Origin of the sequence: Vulgatibacter incomptus (genome assembly GCF_001263175.1) — a bacterium.
Taxonomy (GTDB): Bacteria; Myxococcota; Myxococcia; order Myxococcales; family Vulgatibacteraceae; genus Vulgatibacter; species Vulgatibacter incomptus.
In genome coordinates, this window is sequence record NZ_CP012332.1 from 2,131,676 (window position 1) to 2,152,530 (window position 20,855).

At 70.6% G+C, this 20,855-nt stretch carries 16 protein-coding genes; 3 read left to right on the plus strand and 13 right to left on the minus strand.

The genetic code is table 11. The annotated features are described in order from the left end of the window. Positions 1-3 precede the first annotated feature (3 nt). Together AKJ08_RS08780 and AKJ08_RS08785 are read right to left on the minus strand one after the other, a co-directional pair. Positions 4-456 (minus strand): TlpA family protein disulfide reductase, encoded by a 453-nt coding sequence (locus AKJ08_RS08780; protein ID WP_205624788.1) that lies wholly within the window; start codon positions 454-456, stop codon positions 4-6. A 77-nt stretch (positions 457-533) separates the two neighbouring features. Then, complete coding sequence (locus AKJ08_RS08785) at positions 534-836, minus strand: hypothetical protein (protein ID WP_157370577.1); 303 nt, start codon at positions 834-836, stop codon at positions 534-536. Between the two features lie 326 nt (positions 837-1,162). Here AKJ08_RS08785 and lnt point away from each other — a divergent pair, with 326 nt between their 5' ends. Together lnt and AKJ08_RS08795 are read left to right on the plus strand one after the other, a co-directional pair. Continuing rightward, entirely contained in the window at positions 1,163-2,875 is a 1,713-nt protein-coding gene (gene lnt / locus AKJ08_RS08790) for an apolipoprotein N-acyltransferase (protein ID WP_169788783.1), read from the plus strand. Between the two features lie 159 nt (positions 2,876-3,034). Continuing rightward, the gene (locus AKJ08_RS08795) at positions 3,035-4,765 is read left to right on the plus strand and encodes a cation:proton antiporter (protein ID WP_050725722.1); all 1,731 of its coding nucleotides are present in this window, start codon (positions 3,035-3,037) and stop codon (positions 4,763-4,765) included. 102 nt (positions 4,766-4,867) lie between these two features. Here the strand turns inward: AKJ08_RS08795 and AKJ08_RS08800 are convergent, their stop codons facing one another. Then, the gene (locus tag AKJ08_RS08800) at positions 4,868-6,541 is read right to left on the minus strand and encodes a S1 RNA-binding domain-containing protein (RefSeq protein ID WP_050725723.1); all 1,674 of its coding nucleotides are present in this window, start codon (positions 6,539-6,541) and stop codon (positions 4,868-4,870) included. A gap of 101 nt (positions 6,542-6,642) precedes the next feature. Beyond that, complete coding sequence (locus AKJ08_RS08805; protein ID WP_050725724.1) at positions 6,643-7,665, minus strand: OmpA family protein; 1,023 nt, start codon at positions 7,663-7,665, stop codon at positions 6,643-6,645. Between the two features lie 225 nt (positions 7,666-7,890). On the opposite strand from AKJ08_RS08805, the gene AKJ08_RS08810 reads away from it, so the two are divergent. After that, positions 7,891-8,967, plus strand: coding sequence for a M23 family metallopeptidase (locus tag AKJ08_RS08810; protein ID WP_050725725.1), 1,077 nt, complete (start codon positions 7,891-7,893; stop codon positions 8,965-8,967). Between the two features lie 104 nt (positions 8,968-9,071). On the opposite strand, the gene AKJ08_RS20890 is transcribed toward AKJ08_RS08810, so the two are convergent. The 9 genes from AKJ08_RS20890 to AKJ08_RS08855 all read right to left on the minus strand — a co-directional run bounded on the left by AKJ08_RS20890 (position 9,072) and on the right by AKJ08_RS08855 (position 20,768). Further along, positions 9,072-9,773, minus strand: coding sequence for an RNA recognition motif domain-containing protein (locus tag AKJ08_RS20890; RefSeq protein WP_082342970.1), 702 nt, complete (start codon positions 9,771-9,773; stop codon positions 9,072-9,074). A gap of 206 nt (positions 9,774-9,979) precedes the next feature. Further along, positions 9,980-10,444: a hypothetical protein gene (locus tag AKJ08_RS08820; protein WP_050725726.1), complete on the minus strand. Its 465-nt coding sequence runs from the start codon at positions 10,442-10,444 to the stop codon at positions 9,980-9,982. Next, positions 10,444-12,354 carry a biosynthetic arginine decarboxylase gene (speA, locus tag AKJ08_RS08825; RefSeq protein WP_240475474.1) on the minus strand — a complete coding sequence of 637 codons (1,911 nt, stop codon included), beginning with the start codon at positions 12,352-12,354 and terminating at the stop codon, positions 10,444-10,446. The genes AKJ08_RS08820 and speA overlap by 1 nt, the downstream gene beginning before the upstream one ends. Positions 12,355-12,593: 239 nt before the next feature. Beyond that, entirely contained in the window at positions 12,594-15,377 is a 2,784-nt protein-coding gene (locus tag AKJ08_RS08830; protein ID WP_050725728.1) for an Hsp70 family protein, read from the minus strand. 94 nt (positions 15,378-15,471) lie between these two features. Then, a complete protein-coding gene (locus AKJ08_RS08835) occupies positions 15,472-15,780 on the minus strand; it encodes a UBP-type zinc finger domain-containing protein (RefSeq protein ID WP_240475475.1) in 309 nt (102 codons plus the stop codon). Positions 15,781-16,153: 373 nt separating this feature from the next. After that, entirely contained in the window at positions 16,154-17,956 is a 1,803-nt protein-coding gene (locus AKJ08_RS08840) for an Hsp70 family protein (protein WP_050725729.1), read from the minus strand. A gap of 1 nt (position 17,957) precedes the next feature. Next, positions 17,958-18,542, minus strand: coding sequence for a DUF2760 domain-containing protein (locus tag AKJ08_RS08845; protein WP_050727501.1), 585 nt, complete (start codon positions 18,540-18,542; stop codon positions 17,958-17,960). A 120-nt stretch (positions 18,543-18,662) separates the two neighbouring features. Then, the gene (locus AKJ08_RS08850) at positions 18,663-19,073 is read right to left on the minus strand and encodes a hypothetical protein (protein ID WP_050725730.1); all 411 of its coding nucleotides are present in this window, start codon (positions 19,071-19,073) and stop codon (positions 18,663-18,665) included. 75 nt (positions 19,074-19,148) lie between these two features. Further along, positions 19,149-20,768: a succinic semialdehyde dehydrogenase gene (locus AKJ08_RS08855; RefSeq protein WP_050725731.1), complete on the minus strand. Its 1,620-nt coding sequence runs from the start codon at positions 20,766-20,768 to the stop codon at positions 19,149-19,151. Between the last annotated feature and the right edge of the window lie 87 nt (positions 20,769-20,855).

The window sequence follows — 20,855 nt, forward strand, 5'->3', positions numbered from 1 at the left end:
CGCTTATTCCGCCGCGAGGAGGCGATCGAGGGTCTGCTGGACCATCGGCAGCACCTTCTCGCCCGACATGTAGAGGCGGAGCTGCCCCTCCTTGTCGAAGACGTAGTACGCGGGGACGTACTCGTTCTCGAAGGCGTCGGTGATGGCGTGCGTGTTATCGACCGCGGTCGTGTGCGCGATCGCGTACTGGTCCACCGCGGCGCGTACGTCGGCGACGTTGGTGTCCGCCTCCTGCCGGGGCATGTGGATTGACACGAAGCGAACGCCCTTGTCCTCGTAGGCCTGCTTCCACTCGTTCAAGGTGGGCAGATGCGGCTTGCAGATCCCGCAGCTCACCGCCCAGAAGTGCACGAGGGTGACGTGACCCTTGAGCTGGGCGGGATCGATCGGGCCGCCGTGGATCCAGTCGGTGGCGCCAGAGAGATCGGGCATCGGGCTGCGAAGCTTCATGGCCATGGTCGTCGCTCCTCGTGTCGAGATGGGAAACCGTCGGTCGCTTGGATGCCCGGCAGCTTCGCATGTTTCAAGTGGCCTCAACGGATCGGGAGCCTCACGACTACCTGCGCGCGATCCGGAGAGAGGCGGAGCTCGACGCGCCCCTCGGCGAGGATGCGGGCCAAGTTTCCCAGCGCCTCGCCCGGCAGCAGATCGAAGAGCTGGCCCTCGAGCCGACTGTAGTAGTGGACCCTGTCCTCCCCGACCTCGCGAGGCGGGGCACGGAGCGCCTGAGCCGGCACGGCCGCCTCGCCCTCATCCTCGGGCGGAGGGAGGCTGGCGGCCGGCGGCAAGGCAGCCAGGAGCAGGAGCGCGGGCATGAGTACGGGGCGTCTGCGCAAGGGCGTCGATACCTCCTCATCGGGGACGGTGGAGACGAGGCCGCTCGTGGGGCAACCCGTTGGAGAGGGTTGACGCGCGATTTCCACGGGAGGCGGTCCGATAGGCGTCGCGGACGAGTCACCGCAGGCGCATGAACCCCGGCCGTCGCGGGTTCAAGGAGCGTATGAAGAAATCGGTCCCGCCTGAGGCGGGGCCGACTTCTTCAGCCGCGCTCCGCGCGGAAGCGCTCTCTTTTTCGTCTGCTACGCCTCCGGCTCCGCGCCGCGGCCCGCCGCGAGGTGGAGGATCGTTGACCACCCGAAGCTCGCTTCCCTATCGTCGCGGCGTGCGCCTATCCCGAACGCTCCGGCCCGCAGCGCTGCTCGTGGCCTCCGGCCTCCTCTACAGCATCGGCTTCGTCGACTTCGACCGCTGGTACTTCGCCTGGATCTCCCTCGTTCCCCTTCTCTTCGCCCTGCGCGACGTCGGGACCTGGAAGCGGGCCCTCGCCTTTTCGTGGATCATGGGCTTCGTCGCCCACCTGGTGGGCTACCACTGGGTGATCCACCTCCTCCGCGAGTTCGCGCATCTGCCGGTTCCACTGGCGGTGCTCGGCTGGCTGCTCCTGGCGGTCGGGCAATCGGCGAGCTTCGCGGCCTGGGGCCTCCTCGCCTGGTTCCTCCGAAGGCGCGCCGGGCTCCCCCTGGGCGCCGCGCTGCCCATCGCCATCATGGCGGTCGAATTCGCCTTCCCCCTGCTCTTCCCCAGCTACATGGCGAACAGCCAGGCCCGGATGCCGTGGGTCACCCAGATCGCGGATCTCGGCGGCGTGGTCCTGGTCTCGGGCCTGCTCGCTCTGGTGAACGGCGCGATCTACGAGCTCGTCGAGGCCCGGCGCCGGAGAGCTTGTGAAGAATTCACAAGCTCTCGCGAAGCCGAAGGCGGAGCAGACGAAAAGAAGAGCGTTTCCGCGCGGAGCGCGGCTGAAGAAATCGGGCCCGCTTCTGCGGGACCGATTTCCTCACTCGCTCGGCACCCGCTCCCCTGGAAGCTCGCTGCAGGCGCGCTCGGCTCCCTGGCCCTCACGGTCGGCTACTCCGCGGTGCGGATCGGCCAGGTGGAGGCCCGCGATGAGGCGGCGCCCAAGCTGAAAACCGCCATCGTCCAGGCGAACGTGGGTGCCGGCAGCAAGCACGCCGACGTGGACGGCGGCATCCGCCGCTTCCAGCGGATGACCGACGAGGCCATGGACCTCCCGGGGATCGGCCTCGTGGTCTGGCCGGAGAGCGGCTTCAACCGCGCGGTGACGCCCCGCCTCCCCAACCTCACGGGGCTCGTCGCGGCCGAAGTGAAGGCGCCGATGATCCTCGGCGCGCTCCGGGCCGATGTCTCCAGCGGCAAGCGCAAGATCTGGAACTCGGCCCTGGCCCTCGACACCGGCGGCGAGATCGTCGCGCACTACGACAAGACCGTGCTCCTCGCGTTCGGCGAGTACGTCCCGGGCGACAGCCTCTTCCCGGGCATCTACGACCTGCTCCCCTACACCAGCCACTTCGAGCGCGGCGCCAGCGTGGAGCCGCTGCCGGTGGGCCCGTACCGGCTCTCCACCGACATCTGCTACGAGGACATCCTCCCCGGCTTCATCCGCTCGCTGATGGGGCCCGTGGACGCCGAGGGCCGCAGGCCCCACGCGATGGTGAACGTCACCAACGACTCCTGGTATGGGCCGGTGGAGCCGCACATCCACCTTGCGCTCGCGACGTTCCGCTCGATCGAGCACCGCCGCTGGCTCGTCCGCTCCACGGCCACCGGCATCAGCGCCTTCGTCGACTCGGCTGGCCGGATCCGCAAGCAGAGTGGCTTCGAGACCGAGGAGGTCCTCGTCGAGGACGTGCCGATGATCGACGGCGGCGCCACCGTCTACGGCGTCCTCGGCGACTGGCCGGGCTGGCTCGCCCTCGTCGCTTCGGGCGCGGCCCTCGCCTGGCCGGGCGCGCTCTCCCGTGCGCGGCGGCGGGATCCCGAAGCCGAGGACCTGCCCGACGGACGGGCGGCCTGACAGCCGATTTCGAAAAGAATTCCTGGCGCGATCGCCGCCGGGCGCACTAGACACGATGCGCCTGCCCCTTCGACGCGTGGGGGGCGCCATGGAGGCAGGCGAGCCAACGTCACAATCAGGACCGCGCGGCGGCCCGTCGTGCGTCCCTAACAGGACCGCATGCACGACATCTCTCTGATCACCACGATCGCCTTCGGCCTCACGGCGGCGCTGGCCTTCGGCCTCGTCTCCCAGCGGCTCGGCCTCTCCCCCATCGTCGGCTATTTGATCGGCGGGATGGTGGTGGGACCGAACACGCCGGGCTTCGTGGGCAACGTCGCCCTCGCCGGGCAGCTCGCGGAGATCGGCGTCATCCTGCTGATGTTCGGCGTGGGCCTCCACTTCCACCTCCGAGACCTCATCGCCGTCCGCTCCATCGCCGTCCCAGGCGCCCTCCTCCAGAGCTCGGCGGCGACCGCCGCGTGCATGGCGCTGACCCTGCTCTTCGGTTGGGATCTGGGGAGCGGGCTCGTCCTGGGGATCGCGACGTCGGTGGCCAGCACCGTCGTGCTGCTGCGGGTGGTGACCGACAACGGCCTGCTGGAGACGACGGAGGGCCACGTCGCCGTGGGCTGGCTCGTCGTCGAGGACATCATCACCGTCCTCGTGCTGGTGATGCTCCCGGCCTTCGCTGGCCGAGGCGAGACGGGCTTCGCCGCCGCGCTGGGGATCGCCATCCTCAAGCTCGCCATCCTGGGCGGGATCGTGGCGCTCGCCGGCGCCCGCTTCGTCCCGTGGCTGCTCCTTCGCGTGGCCCGGCTCCGCTCCCGCGAGCTCTTCACGCTCACCGTGCTGGTGCTGGCGATGGCGGTGGCCACCGTGTCCTACCTGGCCTTCGGCGCGTCGATGGCGCTGGGGGCCTTTCTGGCGGGCATGGTGGTGGGCCAGTCCAAGGTGAGCAGCCAGGCGGCAGCGGACGCCATGCCGATGCGGGACGCGTTCGCGGTGCTCTTCTTCGTCTCGGTGGGGATGCTCTTCGACTACCAGGCGATCCTGGCCTCGCCCCTCCTCGCACTCGGTGTGCTGGGCGTGGTGCTCGTCGTCAAACCCCTCGCGGCCTTCGCGATCGTCGCGCTCGGCGGGCACTCGCTGCGGACGGCGCTCACCGCCGCCGGCGCCCTCGCCCAGATCGGCGAGTTCTCCTTCATCCTCGCCGAGGGGGCCAAGGAGCTGAACCTCCTGCCCGGAGAGGGCCACACGGTGCTGGTCGCGGCGGCCATCGTGTCCATCAGCCTCAACCCGGTGATCTTCCGCGCGGTGCTGAAGCTCGAGCCCTGGATCGAGAAGTGGCCCGTGCTGGGGCGATTCCTCTCCCGCGGGAAGGACGAGCTGGGCGCCAGGATCAACGCGACGGCGGCCAAGCGGCCCTCCGAGGCGGTGACGGCCATCGTCGTGGGCTACGGCCCCATCGGACGCACCGTTTCGCGGATCCTGCGGGGGTTCGACATCGATCCCCTGATCCTCGAGCTGAACGTCGACACCGTCCTCGAGCTCCAGGCCAGTGGTAAGCGGGCGCTCTACGGCGACGCCGCCAACTCGCTCCTGCTCGAGGAGGCCGGCATCGCGTCGGCCTCGTACCTGGTGGTCACGCTGCCCGATCCGGACGTGCGCCTGAACGTCGTCACCGCGGCCCGGGGGCTCAACCCGCAGCTCCGCATCCTCACGCGGGCCCGCTACCTCCAGGAGCGCGAAGGGCTGGAGCAGGCCGGCGCGTCGACGATCTGCTTCGACGAGGGCGAGTCGGCGGTCGGCCTGGCAGAGGTCCTCCTCACCGACGTGAAGGCCTCGCGAGAGCGCATCACCGCGGAGATCCTCAACGTTCGACGGGAGCTGGGAACCACGGCTGCCTGAACGCCGGCCCGGCCGGCCGAAGGCTTGGCTCAGGCCGCTTGGAACGCAATCGGCCCGCGCGAGGCGGGCCGAAGGCGAAGCGGGTGATCGAGAGCGCTCGGGCTACTTGCCCAGCTTGCCCTTGAGCAGGTCGGCGAGGGTGCCGAGGCCCTTGCCGCCGGCGCGGGGCTGGCCCTGCATCCAGGCGGCGGCGTCGGCGCGCTCCTCGGCCACCTCGGCGCCGGTCTTCGAGAGGCGGACCTTGCCGTCCGGCCGGACGTCCATGACCACCGCGCGGAAGGTGGCGCCCACCGGATGGCTGCGGCGCAGGTCGGCGCCACGGGGCACGCCGAGCTCGCTCGCGGGCACGAGGCCGCGGCCGGAGGACCAGCTCACGAAGACGCCGAAGGTCTCGATCTTGTCCACGGTGACGTCGAGGATGGTCCCGACCGCCGGCGGACCCGCAGGCGCCGCGGGAGCGGGAGCCTCGGCTGCCTCGGAGGAGACGGCCTTGGGGGCGCCGTGGCCGAGCACGCGGGCGCCCGGCGCAGCGGCCTTGGCGGTCCGGGCCGGGGCGGCGGGCTTCTCCTCGGCGGCGGCAGCGGCGGGGGCGCGGCGAACCGCGAGGCCCGGGCCGGCGACGGGGGCCTTGGCGGCAGGCGCCTTGGCCGGCGCGGCCTTCTCCTCGACCGCCGGCGACTCCTGCTGGAGCTCCTCGAGCTCCGAGGGATCCACGTAGGAGAGGGAGATCCGCCTCGCCGCGCGATCGACCGCGTCGATCCGGACGGCGATGGTCTGGCCCTCGGAGACGACGTCGCTCGGATGGGCCACCCGCTTGCCGAAGGCGCTCACATGGAGCAGGCCCTCGACGCCGGGCACGATCTCGACGAAGGCGCCGAAAGGCTGGAGTCGCATCACCTTCCCCTCGACGATGGTGCCCTCGGGCAGCTCGTCGACGGTGGCGTCGAAGGGATCCTCGGCGAGGGCGCGCATGGAGAGGGAGATCCGCTCCTTGCCGTCCTTGCCGGCCTCGATCCGCAGGACCTCGACCTCGACCTGCTGCCCGACGTGGACCACGTCCTGGGGGCGCTGGCGGCCATAGGAGAGCTCGCCCGCGTGGACGAGGCCCTCGATCCCGCCGATGTCGACGAAGGCGCCGAAGTCCATTACGCGGACGATGGTTCCAGCGAAGCGCGCTCCCACCTCGAGGCGGTCACGGGTCTTCGCCGCGCGCTCCGCCCGCTCCTCCTCGAGGAGGGCGCGGCGAGAGAGGACGATGTCCTTGCCGGAGCGCCACTCGGCGATCCGGAAGGTGCGCTTGCTGCCGATCAGGGTGGCGGGATCGTCGATCCGGTAGATGTCCATCTGCCCCAGCGGGCAGAAGCAGCGCTCGCCGGCGACCTCGACCACGTAGCCGCCCTTGTTGACGGCCGTGATCGTCCCCTCGACGGGGACGCCCGTGTGCGCGGCCTCCTCGAGAGCGGCCTTGGCGGCGACGCCCTTTCCGAGCGACTTCGCGAGCTCGGCCACCCGGTTCTGGATCCGGACGACGTAGGCCTCGAGCCTGTCGCCGGGCTTCACCGGGACGGGCTCGTTCGGCCCCGCGAGCTCGGAGAGCTCGATCATGCCGTCGACGCCGCCGCCGAGGTCGAGGAGCACGCGCTGCGCCCCCACCTGGACCACGCGGCCCGTCACCTTCTCGCCGGGCTGGATGGCCCGCGGCTTCTCGCGGAGGCTCTGCTCGAAGAGCTCGGCGAAGGACTCGTCGCCCTCGAGCTCGTGCGTCTCGTCAACCACGGCTACTCCTTGCCCGCCGGTCGCGCGGGCGTGTCACCGCGCGTCTTAACACGGCGGGCCTTTCGGCGCCAAGCGCCCCCGGGCCGCGTTCGCAAGAGGGCTCAGAGCTTCGACCAGCTCCCCGCGGAGGGCGGATCGACCTTGAGCACGTAGTCGGCGCGGCGATTGCGGGGCTCGTCGGTCTGGTCGGGGGTCGGAACCGCGAGCTGGTCCGCGCCGAAGCCCGCGAAGAAGATCGGGATCTTCACGCCCTTGCCGCGGAAGTAGGCCGCGATCGCGCGGGCGCGGGAGACGGAGAGAGACCGGTTGGTCGCCCCGTCGCCGACGGTGTCCGTGTGCCCGGCCACGTAGAGCTTGATCGGGACGACCTGCCCGTAGCGCCGAATCGCGACCGCGACCTTTTCGAGAGCGGCGTCGAGCTTGGGCCGCTCGCCCGGGGTGACCTCCGACTTGCCGGAGGCGAAGATCACCTCCTCGTGCGGAATCTGGAGCGCCCAGGGGTGGGTCACCATCGGCGCGAAGAAGCCGTCCGGATCGTGGCAGGTGAACTGGATCCGGAGCACGGTGTCGTCGTCGCCGTGGGTCGGCCAGGAGAGCGTGAGCTTCGTCCCGGCCGGCTCGCCGGAGAAGCGCTCCACCCCCTGCCTGGCCGGCTTGCCGTCGAAGAGCACGTCGTACTCGCAGTGGTCGGCGACGCCCGTCATCGTGAAGGAGAGCGTGCCTGCCTTGGCGTCGAACCACTCCTTCGGCGGAGGATCGATGGTGAAGCCCTTGGAGACGAGGACCTCGAAGGCGACGGGCATGCTACCGCTGGTGCCATTCGCGAACACGACGTCCAGGGTCCCCTCGTAGCGCGTCTTCCCCACGGGGGCGTCGATGAGGAGCTCCCGCTTCGATCCCGGCGGGATGTTCGTCGCGCGCAGCGTGAGGGCCTTTCCGTCGGGGCCGCGCAGCTCGGCGGTCGCGGAGGCCACCGGCTTGTTGACGTGGAGCACGAGGCCCGGCTTCCCCTGGCCGAAGAGCGCCTTGGGGATCACCTCGACGGAGATGTCGTCGGCGTGGGCGGCGATCGGGATCGCGAGGAAGGCGACGGGGAGGAGGATGCGTAGGGCGCGAAGGTCCATGCCCTATCGGTGCCATTTTCACAGGCCGGATCGCAAGCCCGCAGCCTGAGGCGAAGCAAACGAGAGAAGCGCTCTCGCGCGAAGAGATCGGGCCCGCTTCGGCCGGAGCGATCTCTTCACACGCGCCAGGGCTACCCAGGTACGGCCGTCCGGTGTAAGCAGTGGTGCGCGGGCCACCCCCCGGAGCCCGCCCCCGAAACCCTCAGCGCCTGGAGAGACGCGCCGGTGGCCATCAACGAGAACTTGCTGAACCCGAGGCGCCGCAGCCCGCTCGCCGTGCCGCTCGTCGTCGTAGCTCTATTCGCCCTGGTCGGCGGAGCCTTCCTCCTCGGCCGCGCGTCGGCCCCCGAAGCCGGACGCGAGCCCGCGACGGCCGCCGCCACCGCCGCTCCCGCCGCGGCCGACGCCGACGCCGATGACACCGATGTGGACGCAGCAGTCGCGGCGATCCCGCCGCCGTCCGCCCATACGGCCATGGGCGACCCGCTCCCGGGCACCAAGGGCCTTCGCCGCCTGGACGTGAAGGTGCAGGGCTCGCTCTCCGCGACGATCAACGGCGTCATCGGCGCCGAGGTCGGCGATCCGCTCGCCCTGGTGACGAGCCGCCTCCTCGTGTGGTGGCTCGACGTGGCGCGCGATCTTCGCCCCGGCGATCACCTCGAGCTGATCTACGAGCTCCCCGAGAACAGCGAGCCGGTGGTCCACGCCCTGCGCTTCCGCTCGGGCAAGCAGGGGCGCCGCTTCGAGGCGTACCGCCATCAGCTCCCGAGCAGCCGCTTCGCCCACTACTACGACGAGGATGGCAAGGAGGTCGAGCAGCGCCTCGAGAGCTCGCCGATCGACGCCTACGAGCAGGTGACGAGCCTCCTCAAGGACGGCAGGCGCCACAAGGGCGTGGACTTCAAGGCGCCCGTCGGCACGCCCGTGACCATGCCGTGGGCCGGCGTGGTCCGCCGCAAGAACTGGAACTACCGCGCCAACGGCGGGAGCCTCGAGATCGAGGACACCCGCGGGCGCCGGATCCTCTTCCTCCACCTCTCGGAGATCGCGAAGGGAATCGACGCCGGGACGCGGGTAGCGAAGGGCCAGAAGGTCGCCCTCTCGGGCAACACCGGCCGCTCGACGGCGCCGCACCTCCACTACCAGGTGATGTCGTCGGCCGGAAAGGTCCTCGACCCCTTCGACCTCCACGAGACGTATCGGCGCGCCATCCCCGCCGGAGAAAAAGACGGCTACCTGGCCGCGGTTCGCGACCTGTCGGCGCACTTCGCCGGCGCCGACCTGGCGGCCGACGCTCCGTAGCGGCCCTTCTCAACGGGGCGGTGGATTCACTCACGCCGCCCCGCCCCGCGAATCGAGCTCCGGACACGACGAAGGGGACGATGCAATTGCATCGTCCCCTTCGTTCATCGGGCGCGCTGGAGAGGCGGGCGAGCCCGGTTGGGCTTACCAGCCCTCGCCGTCGAACTCGTCGCCGCGCCGACGACCGCCGCGGCGGTCGCGGCCCCGCTTCCCGCGGTCGCCGCGGTCACGGTAGTCGCCGTCCTCGGGAGGCTTGTAGCCGTCCGGCCCCGTGGCGGGGATCGCCGCCGCGGCGGGCGGCGGGGCGAAGTCGGGAGCAGGCGGGAAGCCAGGGCCCCTGGGAGGCCGAGGACCGCGATCGTTGAAGCCCCCAGCGGGACGCGCACCCGGGGGCCACCGGGTCCCGGCCGCGGGCCGCCGAAGCCGCCCCCGCCCGGCCGCGGGCCGCCGAAGCCGCCTCCGCCAGGACGCGGGCCGCCGAAGCCGCCTCCGCCCGGACGCGGGCCGCCGAAGCCCCCACCCGGCCGACCACCCATGCCGCCGCTCGGCCGAGGATCGCGTTCTCGCGCTTCCTTGACGGTCAGCGCGCGGCCGGCGTGCATCTTTCCATCGACCTCACGGATCGCCTGGGAGGCCTCCTCGTCGGTGCCCAGCTCGACGAAGGCGAACCCTCTCGAGCGTCCCGTTTCGCGATCCATGACGATGTGAACGTCGGTGACCGTCCTGCCACTCTCCGTGAACAGCGCCTTGACCTCATCGGCGGTGGCGGAGTACGGCAGGTTCCCGCAATAGAGCCTCTTGCCCATGCAGCTTCACGCCCGGCGGCGCCTACGCCCCGGAACGCTTCCTCGGTTGTCGCCTCCCGCCTCCCTCTACACGCCGTCGGAACCCGAATGGTTCCTCTGGACGCGGCGTGCGTCGTTCCTGGAGCAGGAGTCTTGCGACAGGTGAAACGCTATCCGGCTACCGGGATTTCGTCAACGTATCCCGAAAGCCGGTGTCGGATAGAGTGTCAGTGGTAGATGCCCCGCGACCCCGTGGCCCCCTCGCGAACCATCAGGTACGCGAGCTTGGAGAGGCGCAGATCGTCCACGCGCTGCCCCGATTCGGGGATCTGCAACCCTTCCGGGCCCCAGGAGGGCTCGAAGAGGATCGCGTTCGCCGCGCCGTCGTAGCCGAGCTGGACCAGGGAGTCCTGCGGATAGGTCCGGCAGTTCTTCGCACAACAGGTGAACGCCTCTTCCACCCGATACAGGCCCTCGGAGAGGAGCGGCTTGAGCGTCGCGGCCAGGGCGGCGCTCTGCACCGTGATCCCCCGGCTCGAGAAGTTCGCGCGGTTGTGAGCCCAGGACTCGGGCAGGTAGATCCCCGGACCCGGATCGCCGTGGTCGTGGAAGAGGACGAGCCGGCCCGCCGGGACCTGGCCGATCTCCTCGGTGGTCACGTAGAGGCCGCAGGGAGGAAACGTGGGGGCCATCAGTCGCGCTCCAGGTAGGTGTAGCCCGCGAGGCCTTCCTCGTAGGCGCGGAGAACGTAGCGAGACTCGTCGAGCGTGATCTTGCCGCCGCGGAGCGCCTGCTCGACGGAGCGGCGGAGCCGTGCGACCAGCTCCTCCTTGCTGTAGCTCACGTACTTGAGGACCTCGGCCACGGTGTCGCCGGGGGCGACGTGGTCGATGACGTATCCGCCGTCGCCCAGGCTCACCTGCACGTCGTTGGTGTCGCCGAAGAGGTTGTGGAGGTCGCCCAGGATCTCCTGGTACGCGCCGACGAGGAAGATCCCCAGGTAGTAGTCGGAGCCGTTGACCGGATGGAGCTCGAGCACGTCCTTGACGTCGCGACGGTCGATGAAGTGCTCGATCTTGCCGTCCGAATCACACGTGATGTCAGCGAGCACCGCACGGCGCGTGGGCTCCTCGCCCAGCCGATGGATCGGCATCACCGGGAAGAGGTGATCGATCGCCCAGGAATCCGGGAGCGACTGGAAGACGGAGAAGTTGCAGAAGTACGTATCGGAGAGGGTCTTCTCCAGGTGCTCGAGCTCCTCGGGGCGCTCGTCGAGCTCGGAGGCGAGCTTCGCCACGCGGTGGCAGAGGCTCCAGTAGATCCTCTCGGCCATCACCCTCTCGTCGAGGGAGAGGTGCCCGAGGCTGAAGAGCTGGAGGCACTCCTCCTTGAGGTCGACCGCGTCGTGGTAGGCCTCCTGGAGGTTCTTGCGCGTGACTTCCTTGTAGGTGGCGAAGAGGTTCTTCACCACCGGCGCGGCGTCGGCGGGGATCGAGTCCGGAACGGGCTTGTTCTCGAACTCCAGCGTCCCGAGGACGTCGACCACGAGCACCGCGTGGTGGGCCACCACCGCGCGCCCCGACTCGGACACGATGTAGGGGTGCGGCACGCTCGCCGTGTCGCAGATCTCCTTGAGGCCGTACACGATGTCGTTCGCGTACTCCTGCATCGTGTAGTTCATCGACGACGCGAAGTTGGTCTGCGAGCCGTCGTAGTCCACACCGAGGCCGCCGCCGACGTCGAAGTACTCGAGGGGCGCGCCGGCCTTCGCCAGCTCGACGTAGAAGCGTCCGGCCTCGCGGAGCGCGTTCTTGAACGAGCGGATCGCGCTGATCTGCGAGCCGAGGTGGAAGTGCAGGAGCTTGAAGCAGTCGAGGAGCTCCTGCTGCCTCATGAACGCCATCGCCTCGAGGACCTCGGAGGCGGAGAGGCCGAACTTCGAGCGGTCGCCGCCAGAGGCCTCCCACCGGCCCGAGCCGCGGGACGAGAGCTTCACCCGGATGCCGATCCGGGGGCGGACGCCGAGCTTCTTGGACACCGCGGCGATCAGCGGGAGCTCGGAGAGCTTCTCGACCACCAGGATGACCTTGCGGTCGAGCTTCGAGGCCAGGAGCGCGGTCTCGACGTACTCCTCGTCCTTGTAGCCGTTGCAGACGATCAGGGCCTCGGGATCGTCGATGAGCGCCATCACGGCGAGGAGCTCCGGCTTGGAGCCGGCCTCGAGGCCGTAGTGGTAGGGCCGACCCGCGTTGAGGATCTCGGCCACGACGTTGGAGACCTGGTTGACCTTGATCGGATAGACGCCGCGGTACTCCGAGGAGTAGCCGTATTCCGCGATCGCGCGAGCGAAGGACTCGTTGAGCTCGGTCACCCGCTTGCGGAGGATGTCCGAGAACCGAAGCAGCAGCGGCAGCCCGATGCCCCGCCGGCGGACCTCGTCCACCAGCTCCTTGAGATCGGCCGACGGACCACCTGGTCCGTCCGGATGGATCGAGACGTTCCCCTTTTCGTTCACGCCGAAATAGGGGCTGCCCCAGGTGCGGATCTCATAGGTTTCGATGGAGTCGGCAAGCGTCCACTTGCGGGGTACGGCGTTGGTCAACGAAGTCCACCTCGTCAAAAGCCGAAGAAGCGTCTCGGGCAGGGGGGCTGCTCTCGCTCCCTGTCGGGAGAAGAACAGCGCGCGCAGATACAATCAATCGCCGGCAAGATCAATCAGCCGGATCGCCTCCGGCTCATTCTCTAGTCCGGGGGACTTCGAGCCGGCCAGTGAACCCCCGGGAGGCCTCCGGAGTTCCCGCCGTCGGACCGGCAGAAAGTGCCGAAAATCCTACAGGATCGCTAGGCGGCGGAGGGGATCAGCCGCAGGCCGGCGGGCAGCGTGTCGCCGAAGACCCGCATCTCGTCCTGGACGTCGAGCTCGGTCACCTCCCGGACCATCCGGCTCCAGCCCTCGGGCGCTCCCGCCGCCGCGAGCTTCGAGGCGACCTTGCCGCGCAGCTCCTCGGAGAGGTCGCGGGACCTGTCGCCCGTGGCCCTGGCGAGCTGGGCCGCAGCGAACGACGCGCCCTCGGCCTTCTTCCAGTCCAGGGGGAGCAGGCGCTCGACCCAATCCGACGCCGTCTGCTGGGGGACGACGTCGTGGGCGCTGCCGTAGAAGGGCTGCCGGGCGCCCAGCCTGCCGAGAGGCCACCACGACGCCCTGCCCCCCTCCATGCGGTGGAGGATCCAGCGCCCCGCCTCGACCTTGTCCGAGGCCGGGAGGCGCTCGAGCGACACGAGGAGCCGCACCATCTCGTCGAGGCCCTCGGCCTTGGGCCCCCTGGGCTTGGCGGGGAAGCGCCCCTCGGGCGGCTTGAGCCAGGGGCGCACCCACTCGAGGATCTGCCGCTGCTCGCCCTCATCGAGGCCGCCGGCCACGCGCCGCCACAGGATCCACCACTCGGACCAGTTCGCCTTCTCCGTGGTGTACTGCACCCCCTGTTGGAAGATCTTCCACAGCTCGCTGGCGCGCCAGCGATCAAGGGGCGCGCCGAAGCCCGGCCGCAGGCAGAAGCCGGCGAGCTGGAACCAGACCCGCTCGTGGTCCGCCGAGCGCCGCCTCTTCTGGGCGCCGCCGAAGACCACGCCCCATAGCTCGCGGTTGACCGCAGACGACCAGCCGTCGCGGGCTCCGAGGATCTTCTCCAGGGATCGCCAGACGTTCTTGATCTCCTTGGCGTCGACGGCCTGGGCGGTCTTTCCGAAGACCCGCTCCACGAGGTCCCGCGCCTCTTCGAAGCGCTTCGGGAGCTGATCGATGGGCGCCACCGCCGCGCCCCCACCCTCGCCCCGGAGGGAGAACTCGAGGCGCCAACGTCTCTCGGGCGGCTCGACGGTGCGCAGCGAGAGCTCGAGGGTGCCGATCTCGGTGAGGCCGGAGCCCAGGCGCACGGCCTCGGTGCGCTCGCGACCTGCGGCGGGCTTGGCTCCCGCCTCCGCCTCGCCCACGCGGAGGACGGTGTGGAGCGGCGGGAGCGGCTCGAGCTCGTCGTCCAGGTCGACCACGTCGCCCACCGCGTCGGAGCGATCGGCGGACGAGCTGTAGAGCGGGAAGGTCACGGGCTGGCCGACGACGAGCTCGAAGGTGCGGCTCTCCACTTCGAGAGCGCTGCCCTCCTCCATGCCTCGCGGCGCCACGCAGAGCGCGGCCCGATGGCCGCCCTTCCCCTCCACGGCCACGAAATAGGCCCTGGGCGAGCCGCCGGCGATCCGCACGCCCAGCCCCCGGCGCACCAGCCCGTAATAGGTGGCCCCGCGCGCCACCGCGAGATCGAGGGACGCGTGGGAGAGGAGCGGCACCGGATCGCCGGGGAACCAGCCTTCGAAAACCTCGCCGAGGCGCTTGGTGACCGCGGGCGCGTTGAAGACGCCGCCGTTCAGGAGGAGGACGTCGGGCCGCGGGAGCCCGTCCGCCATGCGCGCGCCCGTCATCGCCGCGGCCTGGGCGTGCCGCCGCAGGAAGGCGTTCACGTGGCGTGAGATCCCCGGATCGGAGGCGAAGGGGAGTCCCAGCTCGGTGAGGGCCACGCGCCCCTTCCGCGCGGGAAGCTCGTCCCGCGCCGTCTTGGGAAGGAAGCCGTCGAGGAGGATCCCCGCGGCCTCGGAGGCCTCGAGCTTGTAGCTCAGCCCGCCGCCGAGGAGCTTCGTGCCGCGGCCGAGAACGGAGATGCCGTATTCGGCGGGCCCCTGCCCCGAGAGCAGCGCCTCCTTCGCCTGGCGGCTGGCCTGGACGAGGGCCGACCACTGGGCGGCGTCGAGCTTCGCGCCGAGCTTCGCCTCCACGTGGCGCGCGAGGGTCACGTCCATGTTGTCGCCGCCGAGCACCAGGTGGTCGCCAACCGCGATCCGCTCGAGGGCGGGAGGCCCCGAGGGACGCGGCGAGAGCTGCACCAGCGTCAGGTCCGTGGTGCCACCGCCCACATCGACCACGAGGGCGAGGCGCGCGTCGCCGATCGCGTCGGCGAGCCCTTCCTCGTGCTGGAGGATGAAGTCGTAGAACGCGGCCTGGGGCTCCTCGAGCAAGCGGGCGCGGGGGAGGCCTGCGCGCCGCGTCGCCTCCACGGTGAGCTCCCGGGCCACCTCGTCGAACGAGGCCGGAACGGTGAGGATCACCTCCTGTGCAGCGAGGGGATTCGCCGGATGCGCAGCGTCCCAGGCGGCGCGCATGTGCGCCAGGATCCGCGCCGACGCCTCCACCGGCGAGAGCCTCGGCACGTCGTCGGGCGCGCCCCAGGGGAGGATCGCAGCAGTACGGTCGACACCAGCGTTCGAGAGCCAGCTCTTGGCCGAGGCCACGAGGCGCCCGGGCACCTTGCTCCCGAGGCGGCGCGCGAGCTCTCCCACCACGTAGGGAGGCTCGTCGCCCCACGGCAGCCGGGTGGCGCCGGCGGGGAGCTCGCCCTCGGCCGGCAGGTAGACCGTCGAGGGAAGGAGCGGGAGCTCGGCCACCTCGCCGGGCGCCACGAGCTGCGGCACCCGGAAGATCTCGATGGCCTTCTTGCCGATCGGGCTGAAGCCCATCGCCGAGTGGGTGGTGCCGAGGTCGATCCCGACCACGTATCGGGCCTTGCGCACGGAAGCCATGACGCCCCTTCGCCTTCGACTTTGTGAAGGCGGATGCTCCGACACGGTTTGCCGCGCCGGGAGGGGAGTTGCAACCAGGCTTTCGCGCGGCCGATCACTGAAGCATCGGCAAGCCGAGCTCCTGCATCATCCAGAAGCCGAGGCGCGGCGTCTGGTTTGCGCTGGCCCGGAGCTGGTGACGGTGTCCGGCGTCGAGCGCCTGATCGATCTCCTCGGTCCCGAGGTAGGCCTCGTCGGCGTAGCACCAGGCCCAGTCCTCCGCCTGCGAGAACGCGCGGATGATCGGATGGCCCGTCGACGCGAAGTGCTGCTCGGCGTGCCGGCCCGGGGAGCTGTTGCAGCAGCCTACGTGCCCGCAGGTCAGGCAGAGCCGAAGCTCGACCCACTTGCCTCCGGTTCGCAAACACTCGGCACAACCATCGGTCCTGGGCTGAACGTGGCGAATTCGGCTGAGGTGTCTGCAGACCATGGATGCTCCTGGCAAAGAGGCGCCGGGAGCACATGCCCCCGGATCTTCCACCAAGCTTCGCCTGCGTTTCCGGGTCTGCAACCGGCCCGCCCGCTCGGTCGGGTCGCGTCCTCCACCCCCGAAGTGAACGGGAACGGGGCACCGCGTTCGAGCGGGCGGAGCCGAAGGCGGAGCAGACGAACAGACGAGCGTTTCCGCGCACGCGAAGCCGGAGGCGGAGCAACGGAAGAGTGCGACCGCGCGCAGCGCGGCTGAAGAAGTCGGGCCCGCTTCTGCGGGGCCGATTTCTTCACACGCTCTGAGGCGTTCACTCTCCGCGAACGTCGTACTCGAGCTTCCAGCGACGGCCGCTCGCCTCCTCCTCGGCGGAGAGCTCGAGGGTGCCGACCTCGGTCACCTTCGCGTGCAGGCGCACGGGCACGATCTGGCCCTGCTCGCCCTGCAGCGTGGTCTCGATGGGAGCGAGCTCGTCGAGGCCCGTGGGCTCGATCATGGCGCCGATCGGATCCTCGCGCCTCGTCGAGGACGCGAAGAAGCGGAAGGCCGCCGGCTCGCCCACCACCAGCCCGAGCGTGCCGGGGAGCGTGGTCTCGCTCCCCTCCTCCATCCCGAAGGGCGCCACGCAGATCGCGTCGATCCTCGGCGGGATCCCGGGGACGGCGAGCTCGGCCCGCTCCATGCCCACGTAGTAGGAGCGCGCGGTGCCGCCGCGGATCCGCACGCCCAGGCCCCGCCGCACCCGGCCGTAGTAGGCCGCGCCACGGCAGACCGCGAGGTCGGGATCCGCTCCCTCCAGGACCGTCACCTTCCGCCCGCCCTCCGCGGCGATCCAGCCATCGAGGACCTCGACGATCCGATCGCGCAGGAGCGGCGCCTTGGTGACGCCGCCGTTGAAGAGCACGGCGGTCGGGTGGAGGAAGCTGCGCCCCTCCGCGTGGACGCCCTCCGGCAGCACCACCGCGGCGCCGAGCTGCCTCCCGAGGAAGGCGGCGAGGTGCCGCGTGACGCCGGGATCGTGGGCGAACGGCAGCCCGAGGGCGGTGAGGCCCAGGCGCCGCGGGAGCTGCGGCCTCGCGTCGCTGGCCACTCGGGGGAAGAAGCCGTCGACCAGGGTGGCGTCGAGCTCGGCGCGCGAGAGCTCCGAGCGGATCGCGCCGCCGACGAGCTTGCTGCCCCGCCCCGGGATCACCACGGGCATGGCGCCGAGGGAGGGATCCGCGAAGAGGCCCTCCTTGGCGACGCGGCACCCGTGGGTGAGGGCGCGGAGCTGCCAGTCGTCCAGGCTCTTGCCCTCGGCCTCGAGCCGCGCCTTCACCGTGTGTGCGAGGGCGAGATCCATGTTGTCGCCGCCCAGCAGGATGTGGTCGCCGACGGCCACGCGGGAGAGCTGGAGGTTGCCCTCCTCCTCCAGGACCGCGATGAGCGAGAAGTCGACGGTGCCGCCGCCGATGTCGCAGACCAGGATCAGGTCGCCGACCTGGACCTGCTTGCGCCAGCCCTCGCCGCTCGCCGACACCCAGGCGTAGAGCGCGGCCTGGGGCTCCTCCAGCAGCGTCAGTCGCTCGCCGAGCCCGGCGGCGTGCGCGGCCTCCACCGTGAGCTCCCGCGCAACGGCGTCGAAGGAGGCCGGCACGGTGAGGACGAGCTCCTGCTCCTCGAGAGGCGACTCGGGATGGGCCGCGTTCCAGGCCTCGCGCACGTGGCCGAGGTAGCGGGCGGAGGCCTCGACGGGCGAGACCTTCCGGACTTCGTCGGGCGAGCCCCACGGCAGGATCGCGGCGTGGCGATCGACGCCGGCGTGGGAGAGCCAGCTCTTGGCCGACGACACCAGACGGGCCGGGACCCGCGCCCCCTGATCCCGGGCGAAGGAACCCACGACGAAGTCGCGGTCGGACGCCCACGGAAGCGCGATCGCGCCGGCGGGGAGCTCCACCTCTCCGGGGACGTAGAGGAAGGAGGGGAGCAGGTCGCGGTCGGAGACCTCGCCCGAGTGCACGACCTGCGGCAACGGAAAGACCGCAGGGACGGAGTCGCCCTCGGCGGGCGCCCCAGCGAGGCCCACGTTGGTGGTCCCCAGGTCGATACCGATGACGTAGGTCGGCGAGGCCACCCTAGAGCTCCACCTCGGCAGGGGCGATCACGGTCGCCTCGTGGCCCGCGGCCAGCGTGGGGAACCGGACTTCGGTCGCCTTCCACCCAGGGTGAGCGAGCCTTCCACGGAACGGAGGCTGCCCGGTCACGTTGCCGGTGAGGCGCACGCGGGCCGCGTCGAAGCCGGCGGGGACCGTCACGGCGGCGCCCTCCTCCTCGTCGCGGATCGGCGCGAAGCGCACGTACTGCGCGAGGGCCTTTCGGCAGCCTTCGTGGACGATGCGCGCGGCGGCGCCGACCTGATCGTCGCTGGCGGCGGCGATCTCCTCCTGGAGGAAGTCGACGAAGCGGCCGTCGCGCTGGAGGATCGCGAGGAGCTGGAGCGCCGAGGCGGCCTGCTCCTCCTTCGAGGGGGCCTTCGGCTCCACGACCCGAGGCGCCTCCGGGGCCTTCGGCGCAGGCGCCGGCGCGGGGAGCGCGGGGACCTCGCCGCGTTCCAGGCTCTTCTGGACGAGCGATGCGGCCAGCCCGTCGAAGAGCACCTTCCAGGGCAACCAGATTGCCATCCACAGCCGGGCGAAGAACCCGAGACGACTCGTTTCCATGGCGCTCACCCTTCGGGCCACGAGCCCGTGGCAAAGAGGGCGTTCCTACCGCCGCACACGGCCGAATGCCAGGGAAACGAGCCGCTTCTGGTTGGAGTCAAACCGTCCCGTCGGTGGTCCTCAGAACCCGGCGCCCGGCCCGACACCCTGGTGGCCGCCGCCCCGCTCCGCCGGCGACCCCGGGGACCGCGGGCCCTGCTCGCCGCCCGGGCAGTTGCATCCCTGCCTCGCCTGCGCCGCCTGACCGAGCTTCTGCGCGGCGTTGCGGGCGTCCTGGAGCGCCTGGGGATCCTGGGCCGGCGCCGAGAAGCGGACCACCGCGCCGTCCGGCGTGGACTCCACCCGCACCATCGACCCTTCCTGGATCGCCTTCTGCGACGCCGCCGTGGCGTCGCCCATCGGACAGGCCCCGGCGAAGCCGCCTTCGTATTCGCCCGGATTCCTCTCCTCCGCCTGGGCCGACGCCGCGAGCGGCAGCGCCATCAGGCCGAAGCCGAGCACCGCCATCGCCACCTTCCGAAACCGCACCATCGTCGCCACCTCCGAGAACGCCCCTCGGAGGAAGCATCGGTTGCGATCGTTCGATTTTCACCTACCCGAAGACCGTCACCCGATTCCCGGGATCCGTCGCCAGGCTTGGAGCAGGCCCGTCATCAGCTGGGAATAGCGGCGGCCCGCCGTGGCTCCCTGGGGCGCGGCGAGGAGCGGCCCCCTCTCGTGGGCGATGGTCTTCGACTCGGTGTACTTGCGGATGCCTTCGCGCCCGTGGCGCCTGCCGATCCCCGAGTCCTTGATGCCGCCCATGGGGGAGTCGACGCTCCCCCAGGCTGCGGCGTAGGGCTCGTTGATGTTCACGGTGCCGGCCCGGACCTGCTCCGCGATCGCCCGCCCCTTGGCGTGATCCCGGGTCCAGACGCTCGCGGAGAGGCCGTAGCGGCTGTCGTTTGCGCGCTCGACGGCCTCGTCGTCGCTCCGGAAGCGGTAGACCGAGACCACCGGGCCGAAGGTCTCGTCACGAAAGACCCGCATCTCCCCCTGCACGTTCTCGAGGATCGTGGGCTCGTAGAAGTACGGGCCGAGATCCGGGCGAGATCGCCCGCCGGCGAGGACGCTCGCGCCCTTGGCGACGGCCTCCTCCACGTGCGCCTCCACCGCGTGGAGCTGCCTGCTCGAAGTCAGCGAGCCCATGTCGACGCCGTAGTCGAGGGCCGAGCCCAAGCGGAGCGCCCGCGTCTTCTCCACGAAGCGGTGGACGAAAGTCTCGTAGATCTTCGAGTGCACGTAGAGGCGCTCGATGGAGATGCAGCTCTGCCCACCGCTCGTGAAGCAGCCTTGCACCGCTCCCGCCACCGCCTTCTCGAGGTCGGCATCCGCGAGGACGATCATCGCGTTCTTGCCGCCGAGCTCGAGCGAGCAGTCGATGAGCTTCTCGCCGGCGTCTCGGGCGATCTTCCGGCCCGTCTCCGTGCTGCCCGTGAACGAGATGAAGTCGACCGATTCGATCAGCGCCGGCCCGATCTCGCTCCCCTGGCCGGTGACCACCTGGAAGAGGCTCGGAGGGAGGCCCGAATCCACCAGGAGCTCAACCGCCCACAGCGCCGAGAAGGGCGTCTCATGGTCGGGCTTGAGCACGACCCCGTTCCCGGCGAGCAGCGCGGGGATCGCGTCGGTGATGGAGAGGATCAGCGGGTAGTTCCAGGGCGAGATGAAACCGACCACGCCCTTGGGCTGGAAGGTCTCCCAGGTGGTGGTCATCCCCGGGATGGCGCCCCTGCGCTTGCGGGCCTTCAGGTGTTCCTCTGCCGAGTTGGCGTAGTAGCGCGAGACGATAGCGGTATCCATCACCTCCTCGAACGCGTGGCGCCTCGCCTTGCCGCTCTCGAGCTGGATGAGATCGAGGATCTCGTCCTGGCGCGACAGGACGCGATCGTGGAACCGCAGGAAGATCCGCCTCCGGTGCGCCGGGCGGGTGTGGGACCAGATGCGCTGCGCCTCGCCGGCGCGCCGGGCCGCTTCGCGGACGTCCTCGGCGTTGCACCTCGGGACGTGGCCGAGCACCTCGCCGGAGAACGGGAGGTACACGGGGATCGCGTCCCTCCCGCCCAGGCTCGTCACGCGGGAGGAGAGACGATCCAGCATCCCCTGGTCGATCCGCCCGCGGGCTCCGCTCGCCTTGGCAGCGGCGGGCCTGCCGCCAGCGGAAGGCCGTACCGATTCGCTCTCCATCTGGTCCTCCGTTCGACGGGGTGGGCACGACGTTGCGCACCCATCCCCGGCCGGGCAAGCGACCCTCCCTTCGGGACGCCCTGGAGA

Bases quoted from the DNA above. Each gene is read 5' to 3' on its own strand.
- AKJ08_RS20890 (WP_082342970.1), bottom strand. From the start codon at position 9,773: ATGGGCAAGAGGCTCTATTGCGGGAACCTGCCGTACTCCGCCACCGCC.
- AKJ08_RS08850 (WP_050725730.1), bottom strand. From the start codon at position 19,073: ATGGTGCGGTTTCGGAAGGTGGCGATGGCGGTGCTCGGCTTCGGCCTG.
- AKJ08_RS08845 (WP_050727501.1), bottom strand. From the start codon at position 18,542: ATGGAAACGAGTCGTCTCGGGTTCTTCGCCCGGCTGTGGATGGCAATC.
- AKJ08_RS08780 (WP_205624788.1), bottom strand. From the start codon at position 456: ATGGCCATGAAGCTTCGCAGCCCGATGCCCGATCTCTCTGGCGCCACC.
- AKJ08_RS08795 (WP_050725722.1), top strand. From the start codon at position 3,035: ATGCACGACATCTCTCTGATCACCACGATCGCCTTCGGCCTCACGGCG.
- AKJ08_RS08830 (WP_050725728.1), bottom strand. From the start codon at position 15,377: ATGGCTTCCGTGCGCAAGGCCCGATACGTGGTCGGGATCGACCTCGGC.
- AKJ08_RS08820 (WP_050725726.1), bottom strand. From the start codon at position 10,444: ATGGCCCCCACGTTTCCTCCCTGCGGCCTCTACGTGACCACCGAGGAG.
- AKJ08_RS08805 (WP_050725724.1), bottom strand. From the start codon at position 7,665: ATGGACCTTCGCGCCCTACGCATCCTCCTCCCCGTCGCCTTCCTCGCG.
- AKJ08_RS08855 (WP_050725731.1), bottom strand. From the start codon at position 20,768: ATGGAGAGCGAATCGGTACGGCCTTCCGCTGGCGGCAGGCCCGCCGCT.